The following is a 16393-nucleotide window of genomic DNA, read 5'->3' as shown; positions in this document are numbered from 1 at the left end:
CGCAATGACTACCCGCGTTGCGTCAAGGCCACGGAGCCGTCCGCGGACGGCTCCGGCAGCGCCACGCTTCGGAGCAACCCGTCCGCAGCGCGATTCGTTACGACTTGACGAACGGCATGTTATCGCTCACAGTCGATGGTTGAGGGCGGCCGCACCTGTGGTTCACCGGGCGAGCCTGCTGGTCGCACCTCGGAGCGTGACGTCCGCCCAGGGCATGCCGGACGTCGCGTCGGGGTCTCCCACCACCGGTGCCGTGACGGCGACTGTGCTTCCGCTCGTCATGGTCCGGCCACTGCGGACCGATCCCGCGGCTGGACTGGCATCGGCGTCGACATCGCCGTGTCGATGTCGCCGACTTCGCAGGAGCAGATTCGGGCGCTGCACCTCCATCACCGAACCACCACAGACAAGGAATTCGCATGAATCACAAGAGAGTCCTGCGATTGGCGGTGACCGTCGCAGCCACCGGCGCACTCGCCGCCGGAATGACGATGACGCTGACCTCCACGGCCAGTGCCGGCACGACCCTGAGGGCGTCGGCGGCCGAGAAGGGCCGTTACTTCGGTGCCGCCGTCGCGACGAACAAGCTCTCCGACAACACGTATGTGACAGTCCTGAACCGCGAGTTCAACAGTGTCGTGGCCGAGAACGAGATGAAGTGGGACGCGACCGAGTCGCAGCAGGGCCGGTTCAGTTACACCGGTGGTGATCGGCTGGTCAGTCACGCGCAGGCCAACGGCATGAGTGTGCGGGGCCATGCGCTGTTGTGGCACCAGCAGCAGCCGGGTTGGGCGCAGAACATGTCCGGTAGCGCGTTGCGCAGCGCGGCGATCAACCATGTCACGCAGGTCGCGACCCACTTCCGGGGCAAGATCTACGCGTGGGACGTGGTGAACGAGGCGTTCGCCGACGGTGGCGGCGGTGGGCGGCGTGACTCGAACCTGCAGCGCACCGGTAACGACTGGATCGAGGCGGCGTTCCGGGCGGCGCGGGCGGCGGATCCCGGTGCGAAGTTGTGTTACAACGACTACAACACCGATGGCGTGAACGCGAAGTCGACAGGGATCTACAACATGGTGCGGGACTTCAAGTCCCGTGGTGTGCCGATCGACTGTGTGGGTTTCCAGTCGCACCTGGGCACGTCGCTTGCCAGTGACTACCAGGCCAATCTGCAGCGTTTCGCCGATCTCGGCGTGGACGTGCAGATCACCGAGCTGGACGTGATGGGCGGCGGCAACCAGGCCAGCATCTTCGGCTCGGTCACCCGCGCGTGCATGAACGTCTCGCGCTGCACCGGTATCACGGTGTGGGGCGTGCGTGACTGTGACTCGTGGCGCGGGTCCGACAACGCCCTGCTCTTCGACTGCAGCGGCAACAAGAAGGCGGCGTACACCAACGTTCTGAACGCCCTCAACGCCGGCCCGGGCATCACCCCGTCGCCGACGACCCCTGGGCCGACGACGCCTGCCCCCACGACCCCGCCGCCCACCACGCCTCCGCCCACGACCCCTCCGCCCACGACCCCTCCGCCCACGACCCCTCCGCCCACGACCCCTCCGCCCACGACGCCTCCGCCGGGTGGTTGCTCGGCGTCGGTGTCACTGAACTCGTGGACCGGTGGTTTCGTGGCCACCGTCAAGGTCACCGCCGGCTCCGGCGGCACGAGCGGGTGGAACGTCAGCGTGACGCTGCCCAGTGGCGCTAGCGTCACCAACACCTGGAGTGCCACGGCCAGTGGCGCCACCGGCACTGTGCGGTTCACCAACGTGGAGTACAACGGCCGGCTCGGCGCCGGCCAGGTCACCGAGTTCGGCTTCCAGGGCACCGGTAGCGGGGCTGGCCTGACGCCCACCTGCGCCGCCTCCTGACCAGGAATGCCTGACTGACCCGCTTTACGCCGGCCGGTGTGGGGGACCGATCCTGGTCCCGCACACCGGCCGGTCGCCACGTGCGGGTCGATCAGGAGTACGGCAGCCGCAGCACCGACTGGTTGCCGATGCCCACGGTGCTGGGGTTGTTGCCGATCGCCGACCAGACCTCCACCCGTACCGTGCCGTTGCTCAGCGCGCCCAACGTGCCGGTGGCCGAGGCCAGGCCGGCGCTCTGGCTGTAGTGCTCGTAGCCGGCAACCGGGTCGGTGGCGAAGTAGCGCGAGGTCTCCACCCGTTCCCAACTGCCGTTGCCGGTGAGGTCGTAGGAGATCCGCACCTGCACACCGTTACCGACCGCCGCCCCCGCATCCACGAACAGGTCGAACGCGGTCTGCCCGCCGGAGTAGGCGAGGTTCAGGCCGGTCGCCGTGAAGACCTGCGGGTTGGTGGGCGTACCGTCGTGGTTGCCGTTGGCGGCCGAGACCGTCGTCGTGGCCGCGTTGCCGGCGGCGCCCAACCCGCCCCCGGGCAGCAGGTACCGGGTGGGACCGCCCGTCGTCGGCGGGGTGGTCGTCGGTGGCGGCGTCGTGGGCGGCGCCGTCGTCGGTGGCGCTGTCGTGGGCGGCGCCGTCGTGGGCGGCGCCGTCGTCGGTGGGTTGGTCGTCGGCGTCGACCCCGGCGGTACGCCGCCGGACGCGTTGCCACCACTCCAGGTGTACGCCCCGGTGGTTGCCGTCCGGCCCGCTGCCACGGTGAGGCTGGTGCCGTTGGAGAACGTCACAGTGATCGGCGCGGCGGTCGGGTTCGATGCCACGTAGGTGCGCGCCCCGTTGCGCGAGAACACCGCCGACAGTGGGTGGTTGCCGGTCACCGTGGTGTCGACGGTGCCCAGCGCCGCGAGGTTGCGGATCCAGTGGAAGGTGTGTGCCCGGCTCTCGCCCTCCTCCGGGGTGTAGCCGGGGTTCGCGCGGAGGTTCGCCAGCGCCGCGTCGGGGTCGCCGAGGGCCTGGAACTGCCAGAGAATGTCCTGCCACACCGTCGGTTGCCCGCCGTTGTTGCGGACCAGTTCGGCGTAGTTGGTCCGCACGTACGCCGGGTTGTTGCCCAGGTAGAGGTGTCCGCCGGTGACCGGCAGCAGGTTGATGCCCTGGATCATCTCCGGTTCGCCGCTGAACCAGGTGGCGTACGCGCCGCCGTCGCCCCAGACCATGCCGACAGTGGAGTGCCCGAAGGCGGCGGGGAAGTTCTGGTCGCTGGCGTCGAACCAGTATTCCTGGATGGCGGCGGCCTGCGTCGTGTAGAGGAAGACACCGGCGTCACGGACGGCGGCGTCGCCGGTGACCTGCCCCCACTGGATGAGGGCGTTGGCGAAGTTCATCCCCTCGGACGAGGACTCCTGGTTGTTGCCGGAGCCGAACGAGCCGTGCCCGGACGCCCAGTCGTGGCCGGCGTAGATGTCGAAGTCACGCAGGTAGGGGAAACGGGTGTCGCCGCGCTGGTAGTTGTTGGCGTCGCGGATCAGCAGGTCCACCATGCCGCCGTAGCGGCTGGCGGTGGCCCACGTCGGGTCGAACTTGGCAAGCGTGGCGGCGGCGGCGATGAAGTAGCCGTAGTGGAAGTGGTGGTCGTTGAGTTCCTGGTCGGAGCCGTACGACGCCGGGTAGCCGATCAGGGTGCCCCAGTTGTTGTCGTAGTAGAAGACCCGGCTGGTCTTGCCGCTGGACGCGGTGAACCAGTCGGTGAGCGTGCTGCGGATGGCGTTCAGCGCGCTGTCGCGCGTCGCGGTGTCGTTTACCAGGTCGGCGATCTCGGCGATGCGGGCGGCCCGGCCGAGCCCCTTGCCGGTCCAGTAGGTGTCGTTGCCGCGCTGGTCCATCGGGTTGGCGCGGGCGGCGGCCAGTTGACCGGTGAGGGTGGCCAGGTCGCTTCCGCTGCCGTCGCCGACGGCCGGCAACTCCGGCAGCACGCCCTGGAACTTCATGGCGGTGCGGAACTGGTTGACGCCGGTGAGCACCCGCATCCGGCCGCGCGCCGACGGATAGGTCGGGGTGATGGTGGTGGACCCGCTCAGCGACTTCCACTGGTGCGGGTAGAGGCTGACCACGGTCTGCGTGGCGGAGCCCTCCCGGGCGGTCGTGGTGAACGCGTACGTGGTGGTCAGGCCGCTGTTCGCCGGGTTGTACGCGTACGACACCTGGGTGCCTGTCACGTGGGCGTGCGCGTACCGGCCGTAGGTCGCGGCCAGCTCGGCGCGCTCCGTCGCGCTGGACGTCGGCGGCAGCAGGGCGACGGAGAAGTAGCCCCGGCCGGCGAGGGTGGACGAGATCCGGCCGCCGGCGACGGTCCAGGTGGCGCCGCTGGGCGCGTACCCGACGTAGTCGTGGCCGTTGACCCGGAAGCCGATGGTGGCGCCGGTGGTGGACCACACGTCGGGGGTGCCGGCGGTGCCGATCACCGCGTCTCCGCCGGTGGTCTGGAAGTACGCGAACGGCAGCCCGTGGCCGATGGTGGCGCGCATGGTGCGCGTGCCGTCGCTCCAGTGCGGGCTGACCGTCCAGTCGGTCCAGCCGTCCACCTTGACCTGGGGTGCGCCGAGCCCGGCCACGCCGACCCGGATGTCCTGCACGTAGGGGTAGTGGTACTCACCGACGCCGGTCGCGGTGCCGCTGATGGCGGGTGTGGAGTTGGCGGAGAAACCCAGGCCGTCGGTGAACGTGTCGTACGAGATCGGGTGGGCGTGCAGCGGTTCGCTGAAGGAGCAGTCGGTGCGCTTCCACAGCAGGGAGGACCACCAGTCGTTTGTGGGTATCGGCCCGGCGGGCGCGTTGGCGGTGGCGAACTGCCGGGGGTTGCTGGACATCGCGCCGCAGCCACTGGGCAGCGGGCCGACCGGGGTGGTGGTATAGCTGCCGGCGCCGACAGGTGCGGCCTCGGCGGCGCGGGTGACGGGGATCGCGAGACCGCCGACGACCAGGGCCAGGGCGGTCGCGGCGGCCAGGGCCCAGCGGCGGTGGGGGACGGGAGGTTGCATGGTGCCTCCATCGCGCGCCGGGGTGCGGCCCGTGCCGGGTCCGACGCGTGCGTCTGAATTGGGGGGAAGGTCAGGTGAGAGAGCGCTCTCTCGGGCCACGGTAGTGGAGCACCGAGATCCCCGTCAATGTGTCAAACCCGTTGCGTGCGGATGTCGCTATTTGCCGGCGCCCTCACGGTCGCACAGCAGCGCGTCCGGCGCGCGCATCCGCCACGCGTCGGTCACCAGCTCGCGCAGCCGATCGAGATCGACCGCCGCCAGGCGCACCAGCACCAGGGGCAGGCCCTCGTAGCCGGGCGTGGTGAAGAAGAGGTCGGGCTCCCCGAGCAGGAGAGCCTGCTTCTCAGCCTCGTCGCCGACGAACAGCACCGCGATGTCGAGCCGGATCACCCGCGGCTTGCCCGGTATCCGCTCCGGGTAGGACCAGACGAAGCCCTTGTCGGCCACCCGGAAGTCGAAGCCGTCACTGGCGACCTCCACCGTGTGCGGCAGGGTCAGCGCCACCCGGCGTACGTCCTCCGCGTCAACCACCGTGGCCCCTCACACCGCGCCCCATCCGCATGCGCCGAGGTTACGCCGTGGACAGCTCGATGGCGGTGGCGCCGACGATCGCCCGGTTGCCGTTTTCCTGAACGTAACCGACCACCGCGGCGTTGCGCGGATCGAGATCGGGTGGTGTCACCAGCTGCACCTGACCCCGCTCGGCGTCCAGGCCCACCGACGCGTAGGCGCGTACGACGTTGTCCTGCCGAAGCGTCCGCCCGGCGTTCTCGCCCCGGGCGATCTCGCTGTCCAGGCCCCGCTCCACGATCGCCACGTTCACCACCGCGCCCGCCGGCGGGTGTTCGACCCGGTAGTCGAGCAGCACCCGGTGGCCGCCCCCGTCTGCCATGGACAGGGTGAGTGGTGCGGTGGCGGTCGACGACATGGCGGACATGATCGCACCGGCCGCTCGCCGACGGTCGGAACCGACGAACTCCACGGTGCCGTTGACGACCATCTGCGGGGTGTACAGACCCTCGGAGCCGAACGCGCGGGCGTACGCCTCCTGCCGCGCCGTGTACGCCGGGTCGGCGAACTGGTCGGGCCACCCCAGATCGTCCCAGTAGTCGACGTGGAAGCCGAGGGCGAAGACGTTCTGCCCCCGAACGCGTGCGTCGCGTTCGAGTTCGCTGAGCAACTCCTCCGCGGGCAGACAGCTGTTGCAGCCCTGGGACGTGAACATCTCCACGACGGCGAAGCCGCCGTCGGTCGCTGGATTCGTCATTGTGGCGTCTCTCCTCCCACGGGGCGCGGCGGCGTTGGGTTCCCGTTACCGCCGAGAGAATGCGCGTGCGGCGCTTCCCTGCTGGCCTCGCGGTCAGCGCGGGCGGGTCGGATGGTTGGATGGTCAGGTGGAGTTCACAGTGACAGACGCGCCAGAGCGGGAGCGTTTCGAGGCGCACGACGAGGCGGGTGTGGTCGCCGGGTTCGTCACCTACCAGCTGACCGGCTCGATCATCGCCTACACCCACACCGAGGTCGATCCGGCGTTCGAGGGCCGGGGCGTCGGGTCGATGCTGGCGCGCGCGGTGATGGACGACGCGCGGGCCAAGAAGCGGACCGTCGTGCCGATCTGCCCGTTCCTCGCCGACTGGCTGGTCAAACACCCGGAGTACGAGAGCATCGTGGTCCGGTCCACCCGCAAGATCAAGTAGGCGGGCCCTTCCCCGACACCGCCGCGTCGAGCGGTTCAGGCGTCCGGCAGGAGCTTGGCGGCGAGGGTGCGGGCGGTCGCGGTCAGGGTGTCGATGTCCAGCCCCGTCCGCCCCACGAACACGAGTCCCTGCTGCGCGCCGATCTCTGCTGCGCGCCGAGACCGCTGCGGCCATCGCCTTCCTGGCCAGCCCCGCGGCCTCCCACATCACCGGTGCCGTGCTTGACTCCAACGGCGGGTACACCGCCTGACCTCCGCCCCTTCAACCCGTCGGGAGACCTCAACGATGACAGCCGCCACCTTCCGTGCCCTGCACCACGACCGCGCCGCGGGCGATCCACTCGTCCTACCCGGGCCCTGGGACGCGGCCAGCGCCCGGGTGCTCGCCGACGCCGGTTTCCCGGCGCTCGCGACCCCGAGCGCCGGGGTCGCCGCGTCGCTCGGTTACGAGGATGGCGCGACGCCGCCGGACGAGATGTTCGCGGCGGTGGCGCGGATCGTCCGGGCCGTCTCCGTTCCGGTGTCCGCCGACGTCGAGGGCGGTTACGGTCTCGCCCCCGCCGAGTTGGTCGGACGGCTGCTGGAGGCGGGCGTCGTCGGCTGCAACCTGGAGGACTCGGAGGGGCACGCCACCCTCAAGGACCCGCAGCGGCACGCGGACTGGCTGGCCGAGGTGCGGGCGGAGGCGGGCGACGCGCTCGTCATCAACGCGCGCGTCGACACGTTCCTGGTCGGCGCGGGTGACCCGGCCGACGCGGTGGAACGCGCCCGCCTGTACGTGGCGGCCGGCGCGGACTGCGTCTACCCGATCCTGGCCCCACTGGAGGTGCTGCCGGTGCTGCGCGATGGCATCGCCGGGCCGATCAACATGGCCGCCGGCCCGGACCGCGAGTCCGTGGCCGAGCTGGGTCGGCGGGGCGCGACCCGCATCACCTTCGGCCCGGGCATGCAGCGCTACGCGATGGGGGCGATCGGCGACCTGGCGGCGGGGCTGCGCGCCTGAGGCCGGCCGCCGCGCCACCGCCGGCCAGGCACAGCCGCGCCGGCGGTCAGGCGTCGGCGCGGGCGGCGAGGGCGTCCACCAGGCGGCGGGTGGAGCCGGCCAGGTTCCATCGGCCGGCGAGGTCGAGCAGCCGGTCCGGGTCGACCGGCGCTGTCGGCAGCGCGGTGGGCAGCTCCGGCAGCGGCACGTCCAGCGCGACCCGGACCACCGTCGGCGCGACGCCCAGGTAGTCGCGTGCCGCGGCCAGCTTGGTGCGCAGACCCGGTGCGAAGGACGAGTCGGAGTCGTCGAGCGCGGCCAGGATGCCGGCGACGCTGCCGTAACGCTCGATGAGCCGGGCGGCGGTCTTCTCGCCGACGCCCGCCACGCCGGGCAGCCCGTCGCTGGGGTCGCCGCGCAGCGCGGCGAAGTCGGCGTACCGGTCGGCCGGCACGCCGTAGCGGGCCCGCACCGCGGCGTCGTCGCAGTCGTCGAGCTTGGCGACGCCGCGCCCCACGTAGAGCAACCGGACCGACCGGGCGTCGTCGATGAGCTGGAACAGGTCCCGGTCGCCGGAGACCACCTCGACCGGACCCGGCTGGGTGACCGAGAGCGTGCCGAGCACGTCGTCGGCCTCGTAGCCGGTCGCGCCGACAGCGGTGATGCCGACCGCGGCCAGCACCTCCAGGATCATCGGCACCTGCGGGGACAGGGTGTCCGGGACGATCTCGCCGCCCTGCGGGGCCACCCGGTGCGCCTTGTACGACGGCAACAGATCGACCCGCCACGCGGGCCGCCAGTCGTAGTCCAGAGCGCAGATCATCCGGTCGGCGCCGCGCCCGCGGATGAGGGTGGCGAGCATGTCGAGGAAGCCGCGGACCGCGTTGACCGGGGTGCCGTCCTCGGTGCGGGCGGCGGACTCCGGGATGCCGAAGTAGGCCCGGAAGTAGAGGCTGGCTGAGTCGATCAGCAGGATCGGGGGTCGGTGTGCCACGCCGGACAGCCTGGCACAAGCCTCCGACGATCCGGGGTACGCCCGGCCGTCGGCGGTGTCAGCGCCGCTCGTCGTGCCGGTAGACGGTCGCCCGCCGGGCCAGGTGCTGCACGACGTAACTGGTCACCAGCAGCAGGATCGCGACAAGCACCTCGACCCAGGCCGCGACGCCGTCGGCCACTGTGACACCGATGATCAGCAGGACCAGGCCGACGAGCGCGAGCACCCCCGCCCACAGTTGGCGGCGTCGGCGGGTCGCCGCCCGGTCCTCCTCGTTCGTTGCCACGTGATCCTCCCGGCCGGGGATGCCCGCGCGGGCATCCCCGGATCCAGGCTATGGCCCCGTCCGCCGTTCGAACGGGAAAACCACTGTGCGCGCGGACGACCCGGGCCGCGCCCCGGCGACGGGGCAGCCAGGTTGAACGAGCATCGGTACGCTCGTCGCTCGTACGACTGTGACGGGGGGCGACGGTGAGTGTGAGTGACGAGACCCGGGCCTGGTTCGGACGCCTGGTGGCGGACACTCGTGAGCGGTTCGCGGGGCTGGCCGAACTCGGCGACGACCCCGAGCGGCTGTACGGCGAGGCGCGATCCTCGGACGGCGTCGTGGCGGTGGTGGCACCCGGGGGGATGCCGGTCCGGCTCACGCTGAGCGCCTCCGCGTTGCGGCTGGGGCCGGAGGAGTTGGCGGAGCGCATCGTGGCGACCCAGCGGGAGGCCGCGGCCGAGGCCGGGCGGCGGCAGGCCGAGGCGGTCCAGGAGCTGGTCGGCCCGGCCACGGGCGGGGCGGTTGACGTGCGGTCGATGGTCGACCGGGCGCTCGACCAGGGCCGGTTCCGGGAGGCCGAGGAGCGGCTCGACTCCGCCGACGAGCAGTTCGGTCGGCGTCGGTGAGCGGCGACGGCTTCACCGTGCAGCCGGCGGCGCTGCGCGCGGCGGCCACTGGTCAGGAGGCCGCGGCCGGGACCGCCGAGTCGACCGCCCGTGCCGTCGAGTCGGCCACCGCCCAGGGCAACCTCTTCGGCGTGATCGGGCAGCTGGCCGGCCTGGATGCCGGCTACCGCGGTTGGGTGACCGACGAGGTGACCTCGCTGGAAGCGCTCGTCCAGCACCTGCACGACCTGGCCGACGGGTTGCGCGCCAACGCCGAGGCGTACGAGCACACCGACTCGGGCAACGCCGACCACCTGGCGAGCCAGTACCGGGAGGGGTCATGACCCAGCCGGACGCCGTCGACGTCGCGAAGGGCTACCAGCAGGTCCGGGACACCTGGAACCAGGTCACCGGGCCCGCCTCCGAGGCGCTCAACACCGGATTGGACACGCTGCTCTACCCGTTCGTCTGGCCGCTGCTGCAACTACTGGAGCTCTGCGTCGGCGACCCCGACCAGCTCGACGCGCACGCCGGTGCCTGGCGCACCGCCGCCACCCAGCTGCGGCAGGTCGCCGAGCAGGAGCGGCAGGGCCTGGACGCGCTGCGTCCGGAGTGGAACGGCCAGGCGGCTGAGGCGTACGCCCGGCGGATCGCCGCGCTGGTGGAGGGGCTGGAGACGGCGGCCGGGGAGATGGCCCGGACTGCCGACAGCCTCGGCGACACCGCAATGGACCTGCGCGACTGCGAGGAGATCATCCGGACCATCATCCGGGAGCTGGTCGAGTGGCTGGTGATCACCTGGCTCGCTGCCCAGGCACTGGCGATCATCACCGCCGGTGCGTCCGAGGCGGCCGCCGCCGTGGCCTCGGCGGCCGAGACCGGCATCGCGGTCAGCCGGGCCACCCGGATCCTGGCGCAGCTGCACCGGGCGCTGGAGGCGTACAAGGCCATGATGGAGGCCCTGAAGGCGCTGGGCACCGTCGGCAAGATCGCCGCCTGGACCATCAACAAGCTGTACGGCCCGAAGCACTGGCTCAAGGTGGGCATCAAGCTCGCCACCCCGCTGGACGGGTCGATCGTCGGCGAGGGGTTGGAGTCGGTCGGTGACCTGGTCATCAACTCCTCTGCGGACGAGTACGAGGATCAGCGCCGTGGTGACGACGGCGACGGCAGCCGCTGGCGGCGTACGGTGAGTTCCTGGACGGACCCGGCAGCCGACCGGGCGCCGTGACGCGGGGAGGGTCGATGGACGAGCCGGCAGCGCGCCGAGCGGAGCTGCTCGGTCAGGTGGAGGCCCAGTTGCCCCCCGGCGAGGTGCTGCGGGAGGCGTGTTGGTTCACCCGCGTCCCGGGCCGCCGTTCGGCGGGGGAGGTGCTCCGTGCCGAGTTGAACCCGCTGCGGGTGGCGGAGGGGCTGGCCTGGGATGCCGCCGGGGTGACCGCCTCCACCGGGCCGGGGGTGGAGTGGTATCAGGCGGCCCGCAACGGGGTGCTCGGCGGTCCACCGGGTTCGGTGGGGGTCGGGCTGGACGAGCAGCTGCCCGAGCCCAGGATCGCCCAGGTGCTGGCGCTGACAGACCGCCGGGTGCTGGTGCTCCGCCGGCAGAGCGGTCGGCCGGCCAGCGTGGAGCCGCCCGCCGGCGGTGGTCTCCGGGATCGCCTCTCGGCGGCGGCTCGGCAGGTGCGGGCGGCCTGGGACGGGCCCGGCCCGGCGGACCGCGACCGGCCACTGGAGATGGCCTGGCAGGTGGGCGTGGAGTCGCTGGTCCGCATCGACGCGCTGCCCGGTGGCACCATCGGGCGGCTCGCGCTGCTCTTCGCCGACGGCTCCTGGATCGTGCTCGGCCCGCCGGACGCCGCGACCGCGCTGCGGATGGCGTCGTCCCGCGCCGGGTGATCCGTCGATCATTCACTGCTTCCCGCTGCCGCGTGCCGCGCGGCGGGAGCGTCTCGTCGGGCGGTGACCTCACCGCCCGACGACGGTGCCGGGCGACGCGACCGGACGCGGGTCGTCGTCCCGGTCGTCGTCGGTGAGGCCACCAGCGCCAGATCGTCTGGCTCGATCGTCGACGCGCGTGTCGTCGGCCCCCGTTCGTCGAACCAGTGCGTCTCAAACTGGAACGCACTATAGTCGGACGGGGACCGAGGGAGGTAGCGGGTGCGGCGAGAGGATCTCGCCGATGCGGACTGCGGCATCGCGCAGGCGCTCGGCGTGCTGGGGGACTGGTGGACGTTCCTCATCGTGCGCGACGTCGCCGGCGGGACGACCCGCTTCGACGCGCTGCAACGTGAGCTGGGCGTCAGCCGGCGGGCGCTTACCGAACGCCTCGCCGCCCTGGTCGAGCACGGCGTGCTAAAACGCCGGCCCTACTCGCGACACCCACCCCGGTACGACTATGTGCTGACCGGACGGGGCGAAGGGCTGCTGCCAGTGCTGATCGCCCTGCAGGACTGGGGAACGAGGCACGTGATGGGTGACGGTGACCTGACCGCGACGGCCGACGCCGACTCCGCCGAGGCGCGCCGGGCACACCACCTGGTCGGGCGACGACTGCCCGAGGTCGTCCTGCCCGGCCCCGACGGGCGGCCGGTCGCGCTCGCCACGATGGACACCTGGGCGGTCCTCTACTTCTTCCCCGGGGCCTACGCGCCGGGAACACCCGGCTACCCGCCGGGCTGGGCGCAGATCCCCGGTGCCCGGGGTTGCACCCTGGAGTCGACCACGTACGCCAGGCGGCACCCCGACTTCCAGACCGCCGGGGTGCGGGTGCACGGGATCAGCACCCAGCGTCCGGACCAGCTCGCCGACTTCGCCGCGTACGCCGAGCTGCCGTTTCCGGTGCTGTCCGACCAGGATGGCCGGTTGGCGGCGGGGCTGCTGCTGCCGGTTTTCCGGGCCGGCGGTGAGGCCCGGTTCAAGCGGCTGACGCTGCTTGTCGATCCGACGGCGGTGGTACGCGCCGTGCAGTTCCCGGTCACCGACCCGGCCGGCTCGGTGCAGGAGATGCTCACCCTGGCCCGCGAGCACGCGGCGGTCCCCGGCTGACGTTGGGCGTCGACCGGGGACCGCGCGGGTCGTTCGGTCAGGCGGGGAGCGTCCAGCGCTGGTTGGCGCCGGCGAAGCAGTCCCAGATCTGCAACCGGGTGCCGTCGGCGGAGCTGTTGCCCGTAACGTCCAGGCACTTGTTCGACTGCGGGTTGCGCAACGTGCCGTTGGACTGCGCCTGCCACACCTGGGCGCCGCTGCCGTTGCACTCCCAGAGCTGGACCTTCGCGCCGTTGGCGGTGGAACCGCTGGCGATGTCGGCGCACTTGCCGAGGGCGCGCAGCGTGCTGTCGCTGGCCACCGTCCAGGTCTGGGCGGTGGTGCCGTTGCAGGCGTAGAGCTGGATGGCGGCGCCGTTGGCGGTGCTGGCCGCGGCGACGTCGACGCACTTGCCGCCGAGGCCGGTGATCTGCCCGGTGCGACCGGTCGGCGGTGGGGTGGTGCCGCCCATGATGGTGTCGTACATGGCGCTGAGCAGTGAGGTCGAGCCGCTGGTGTCCTGGCTCAGCTCCCAGTTCATCACGCCGCCGGCGTTGGCCAACGCCCACTGCGTCTTGCGCTTGACCGTCGGGATGCCGTTCCAGCACTGCTGCGACCCGCCGACGTTGGCGCAGTCCCGGTTGGCGTTCGCCGGGTCCAGACCAACGAGGTACGAGTAGTTGTAGTAGACCGGGCGGCTGTAGAACGGGATGCCGAGCACCGCCTTGCTGGCCGGCAGGCCGCGCGCCTTCCACAGGTTGATGCTGTTGATCGACCAGTCGTAGTTGGCGTGTGGGCTGCCGCCGTCGTACGCCATGATGTTGAGCCAGTCGACCTGGTTGAAGACCGCGGTCTGCACGCCCTGCACGCTGCCGCCCTCGGAGACCACGGCGGCGGTGAGCAGCTTGCCGCGGCTGTGCATGGCGCTGCCGAGCTGCGTCATGAGTGCCGTGTAGTTGTTGGCCGAGGCACCGGGGTCGGGGTACTCCCAGTCCATGTCGACGCCGTCGAGGTTGTACTGGTTGACGAAGTTGACAAGGTTGTTGACGAAGGTGGTCCGGCTGCCGGAGTTCGCGGCCAGGGCTTCGAAGGCCGAGTCGTTGCCGTCGTTCCAGCCGCCGACCGCGATCGAGACCTTGACGTTGTTGGCGTGTCCCTGCGAGACCAGCGAGGAGAGTCGACCTCCGTCGACCCCCTGCAGGCTGCCGTCGCTGTTGGGCAGGATGAAGGCGTAGTTGATGTGGGTGAGCTTGTTGTACTGGATGGTGTTGATGTTGCCGGCCCAGGATGGCATGTAGCCGACGCTCTTGAAGTTGTTCGGCAGCACCACGGCCTGCGCGGCGGTGGACGTGACGGTGAGGGTGGCGCCGGCGGTCGCCAGCGCGAGGAGGCCGGCGGCGAGGGCGCGGCGCAGTGGTGAGGACATCGGGGGCCTTCCCGTGGGCGGGGGACGACACCCGCCCGCGCGGGTTGTCGCGGGCGGGTGGTGCGGGACGCAGGAACGGGTGGGCCTCGAGGCAGCCAAATCTTAAAGAGTGTTAACTGTGCCCGTCAATCAACATCTGTGGATTTCCCCGGTACCGGCAGCAATATGGGGGTTTACCCAAACGACCGTTAAGCTGGTGGTGTGGGACTCGACGAGCTGTACCCGCCGGATCGGCTGATCGCCGCGCAGCGCGCCACCGCCGCTGCCGGGCTGGACGCCCTGCTGCTCACTCCCGGCTCCGACCTGCGGTACCTGACCGGGTACGACGCCCACGCGGGGGAGCGGCTGACCTGCCTGGTGCTGCCCGCCGAGGGGGAGCCGACCCTCATCGTGCCCAGACTGGAACGCCCGGCGGCGGAGGCGGCACCGGCCACCGGCGTCCGCATCGTCGACCACGTCGACGGCTCCGACCCGTACCCCCTTGTCGTCGCCGCCCTCGACGGCCCGGTCACGGCGGTCGGGCTGGCCGACCGGATGTGGGCCGAGCAGGTCCTCGCGTTGCGCGCCGCCCTCCCCGGCGCCGCGCAACGCCTCGCCGGGGAGGTGCTGGGCGCGTTGCGCGTCCGCAAGTCCCCGGCGGAGGTGGCGGCGCTCGCCGAGGCCGGCGCGGCGATCGACGAGGTGCACCTGCGGATGGGGCGGTGGCTACGCCCCGGGCGCACCGAGGCCGAGGTCGCCACCGACATCGCCGCGGCGATCCGGGCCGCCGGACACGTCCGGGTCGACTTCGTCATCGTGGCGGCCGGACCGAACGGCGCCAGCCCGCACCACGGCACCTCGGACCGGCCGATCGGCGTCGGAGAGCCCGTGGTGGTCGACATCGGCGGCACGATGGCCTCGGGTTACCGCTCGGACTGCACTCGCACCTACGTGGTGGGCGGGCCGGCGCCGGCGGACTTCCTGGACTACTACGCGGTGCTGCACGACGCCCAGCGCGCCGCGGTCGCCGCGGTGCGGCCCGGGGTCACCGCGACGGCGGCCGACGCCGCGGCCCGGGACCCGATCGCCGCCGCCGGCTACGGTGCCGCGTTCCTGCACCGCACCGGCCACGGCATCGGTCTCGACGGTCACGAGGAGCCCTACCTGGTGGCCGGCAACGACCGCCCGATCGAGGCCGGGATGGTGTTCTCCATCGAACCGGGCGTCTACCTGGCGGGCCGACACGGCGCCCGCATCGAGGACATCGTCGTCTGCACCACAGACGGCGTGCAACGGCTCAACACCACCCCCACGGAGCTCATCGCGCTATGACTGTCGACCGGATCCTCCCCACCGACGAGGCCCACGACCTGCTGGGTCTCGCCACCGAGCTCGCCGATCGTGAGCTCGCGCCGAAAGCCGCCGCCTTCGAGGAGCGCGCCGAATTCCCCCGCGGCGTGCTCCGGATCCTCGGCCGAGCCGGCCTGCTCGGCCTGCCCTACCCCGAGGAGTACGGCGGCGCGGCCCAGCCCTACGAGGTGTACCTGCAGGTGCTGGAGATCCTGGCCAGCCGCTGGCTCGCGGTCGCCGAGGCGGTCAGCGTGCACACCCTGTCCTGCTACCCGGTGTTCGCGTTCGGCACCGACGAGCAGCGCAAGCTGCTGCCGGACATGATCGGCGGCGAACTGCTTGGCGCGTACTGCCTCTCCGAGCCGCAGGGTGGCTCGGACGCGGCGGCGTTGAGCACCCGGGCGGTTCGCGACGGGGACGCGTACCTGGTGTCCGGCACCAAGGCGTGGATCACCCACGCGGGGACCGCCGACTTCTACAACATCTTCTGCCGTACCGGAGGGCCCGGGCCGAAGGGGATCTCCTGCCTGCTCGCCGACGCGGGCACTGTCGGCATCAACCCGCAGGCGGCCGAGCGGACGATGGGGTTGCGCGCCTCCCCGGTGGCGCAGATCGCCTTCGACGAGGCGCGGGTGCCGGTGGACCGGCTGATCGGTGACGAGGGTGTCGGCTTCACCATCGCCATGTCCGCACTGGACTCGGGTCGCCTGGGCATCGCGGCCTGCGCGGTCGGGCTGGCCCAGGCGGCTCTGGACTACGCGGTGTCCTACGCCCGGGAGCGGCAGCAGTTCGGCCGGTCCATCATCGACTTCCAGGGGCTCGGTTTCCTCCTCGCGGACGCGGCCACCCAGATTTCCGCCGCCCGCGCGTTGACCCTCGCCGCGGCCCGGCTGCGCGACGCCGGCCGCCCGTACGCGATCGAGGCGGCCAAGGCGAAGCTCTTCGCCACCGACATGGCGATGCGGGTGACCACCGACGCGGTGCAGGTGCTCGGCGGCGCCGGCTACGTGGCCGATCATCCGGTGGAGCGGTACATGCGCGAGGCCAAGGTGTTGCAGATCGTGGAGGGCACCAACCAGATCCAACGGATGGTGATCTCCCGGGCGCTGGCGAGGGGCTGAGCAGGGCGATGAGCGGTGCCGGGGCGGCTGCGGTGGATCCACCGAG

Annotated in this window: 16 protein-coding genes; 10 read left to right on the top strand and 6 right to left on the bottom strand. The window is 71.6% G+C overall.

Annotated elements, in window-relative coordinates; genetic code table 11:
• Positions 1-485: 485 nt before the first annotated feature.
• Positions 486-1868, top strand: coding sequence for an endo-1,4-beta-xylanase (locus ABZU25_RS24795; protein ID WP_355031759.1), 1383 nt, complete (start codon positions 486-488; stop codon positions 1866-1868).
• 91 nt (positions 1869-1959) lie between these two features.
• Here ABZU25_RS24795 and ABZU25_RS24790 read toward each other — a convergent pair whose 3' ends face one another.
• The 3 genes from ABZU25_RS24790 to ABZU25_RS24780 all read right to left on the bottom strand — a co-directional run bounded on the left by ABZU25_RS24790 (position 1960) and on the right by ABZU25_RS24780 (position 6169).
• Positions 1960-4902, bottom strand: coding sequence for a glycosyl hydrolase (locus ABZU25_RS24790; protein WP_355031748.1), 2943 nt, complete (start codon positions 4900-4902; stop codon positions 1960-1962).
• Between the two features lie 156 nt (positions 4903-5058).
• Complete coding sequence (locus tag ABZU25_RS24785; protein WP_355031747.1) at positions 5059-5433, bottom strand: MmcQ/YjbR family DNA-binding protein; 375 nt, start codon at positions 5431-5433, stop codon at positions 5059-5061.
• Positions 5434-5473: 40 nt separating this feature from the next.
• A complete protein-coding gene (locus ABZU25_RS24780; RefSeq protein WP_355031746.1) occupies positions 5474-6169 on the bottom strand; it encodes a DUF1223 domain-containing protein in 696 nt (231 codons plus the stop codon).
• A 139-nt stretch (positions 6170-6308) separates the two neighbouring features.
• On the opposite strand from ABZU25_RS24780, the gene ABZU25_RS24775 reads away from it, so the two are divergent.
• Together ABZU25_RS24775 and ABZU25_RS24770 are read left to right on the top strand one after the other, a co-directional pair.
• A complete protein-coding gene (locus ABZU25_RS24775) occupies positions 6309-6599 on the top strand; it encodes a GNAT family N-acetyltransferase (RefSeq protein WP_355031745.1) in 291 nt (96 codons plus the stop codon).
• 285 nt (positions 6600-6884) lie between these two features.
• The gene (locus ABZU25_RS24770; RefSeq protein WP_355031744.1) at positions 6885-7601 is read left to right on the top strand and encodes an isocitrate lyase/phosphoenolpyruvate mutase family protein; all 717 of its coding nucleotides are present in this window, start codon (positions 6885-6887) and stop codon (positions 7599-7601) included.
• 46 nt (positions 7602-7647) lie between these two features.
• Here ABZU25_RS24770 and ABZU25_RS24765 read toward each other — a convergent pair whose 3' ends face one another.
• A complete protein-coding gene (locus ABZU25_RS24765; RefSeq protein ID WP_355031743.1) occupies positions 7648-8574 on the bottom strand; it encodes a 5'-3' exonuclease in 927 nt (308 codons plus the stop codon).
• Between the two features lie 58 nt (positions 8575-8632).
• On the bottom strand, positions 8633-8860 hold the full coding sequence (locus tag ABZU25_RS24760; RefSeq protein ID WP_355031742.1) for a hypothetical protein: 228 nt from the start codon (positions 8858-8860) through the stop codon (positions 8633-8635).
• A 191-nt stretch (positions 8861-9051) separates the two neighbouring features.
• On the opposite strand from ABZU25_RS24760, the gene ABZU25_RS24755 reads away from it, so the two are divergent.
• From ABZU25_RS24755 to ABZU25_RS24735, 5 genes are all read left to right on the top strand, one after another.
• On the top strand, positions 9052-9468 hold the full coding sequence (locus ABZU25_RS24755) for a YbaB/EbfC family nucleoid-associated protein (RefSeq protein WP_355031741.1): 417 nt from the start codon (positions 9052-9054) through the stop codon (positions 9466-9468).
• Positions 9465-9791, top strand: coding sequence for a type VII secretion target (locus ABZU25_RS24750; RefSeq protein ID WP_355031740.1), 327 nt, complete (start codon positions 9465-9467; stop codon positions 9789-9791). Before ABZU25_RS24755 ends, ABZU25_RS24750 begins: the two co-directional genes overlap by 4 nt.
• A complete protein-coding gene (locus ABZU25_RS24745) occupies positions 9788-10678 on the top strand; it encodes a WXG100 family type VII secretion target (protein ID WP_355031739.1) in 891 nt (296 codons plus the stop codon). Before ABZU25_RS24750 ends, ABZU25_RS24745 begins: the two co-directional genes overlap by 4 nt.
• A gap of 14 nt (positions 10679-10692) precedes the next feature.
• Positions 10693-11343: a hypothetical protein gene (locus ABZU25_RS24740; RefSeq protein ID WP_355031738.1), complete on the top strand. Its 651-nt coding sequence runs from the start codon at positions 10693-10695 to the stop codon at positions 11341-11343.
• 261 nt (positions 11344-11604) lie between these two features.
• Positions 11605-12492 carry a winged helix-turn-helix transcriptional regulator gene (locus ABZU25_RS24735; RefSeq protein WP_355031737.1) on the top strand — a complete coding sequence of 296 codons (888 nt, stop codon included), beginning with the start codon at positions 11605-11607 and terminating at the stop codon, positions 12490-12492.
• 37 nt (positions 12493-12529) lie between these two features.
• On the opposite strand, the gene ABZU25_RS24730 is transcribed toward ABZU25_RS24735, so the two are convergent.
• Positions 12530-13897 (bottom strand): glycosyl hydrolase family 18 protein, encoded by a 1368-nt coding sequence (locus ABZU25_RS24730; RefSeq protein WP_355031736.1) that lies wholly within the window; start codon positions 13895-13897, stop codon positions 12530-12532.
• Between the two features lie 201 nt (positions 13898-14098).
• On the opposite strand from ABZU25_RS24730, the gene ABZU25_RS24725 reads away from it, so the two are divergent.
• Positions 14099-15208 carry a Xaa-Pro peptidase family protein gene (locus ABZU25_RS24725; protein ID WP_355031735.1) on the top strand — a complete coding sequence of 370 codons (1110 nt, stop codon included), beginning with the start codon at positions 14099-14101 and terminating at the stop codon, positions 15206-15208.
• Positions 15205-16347, top strand: a complete 1143-nt coding sequence (locus ABZU25_RS24720; protein ID WP_355031734.1) for an acyl-CoA dehydrogenase family protein — start codon at positions 15205-15207, stop codon at positions 16345-16347. Before ABZU25_RS24725 ends, ABZU25_RS24720 begins: the two co-directional genes overlap by 4 nt.
• Positions 16348-16393: the final 46 nt, after the last annotated feature.

The sequence above is a fragment of the Micromonospora sp. NPDC005215 genome, assembly GCF_040607915.1.
GTDB lineage: Bacteria > Actinomycetota > Actinomycetes > Mycobacteriales > Micromonosporaceae > Micromonospora.
This window is presented reverse-complemented; position numbering and strand designations above follow the sequence as displayed.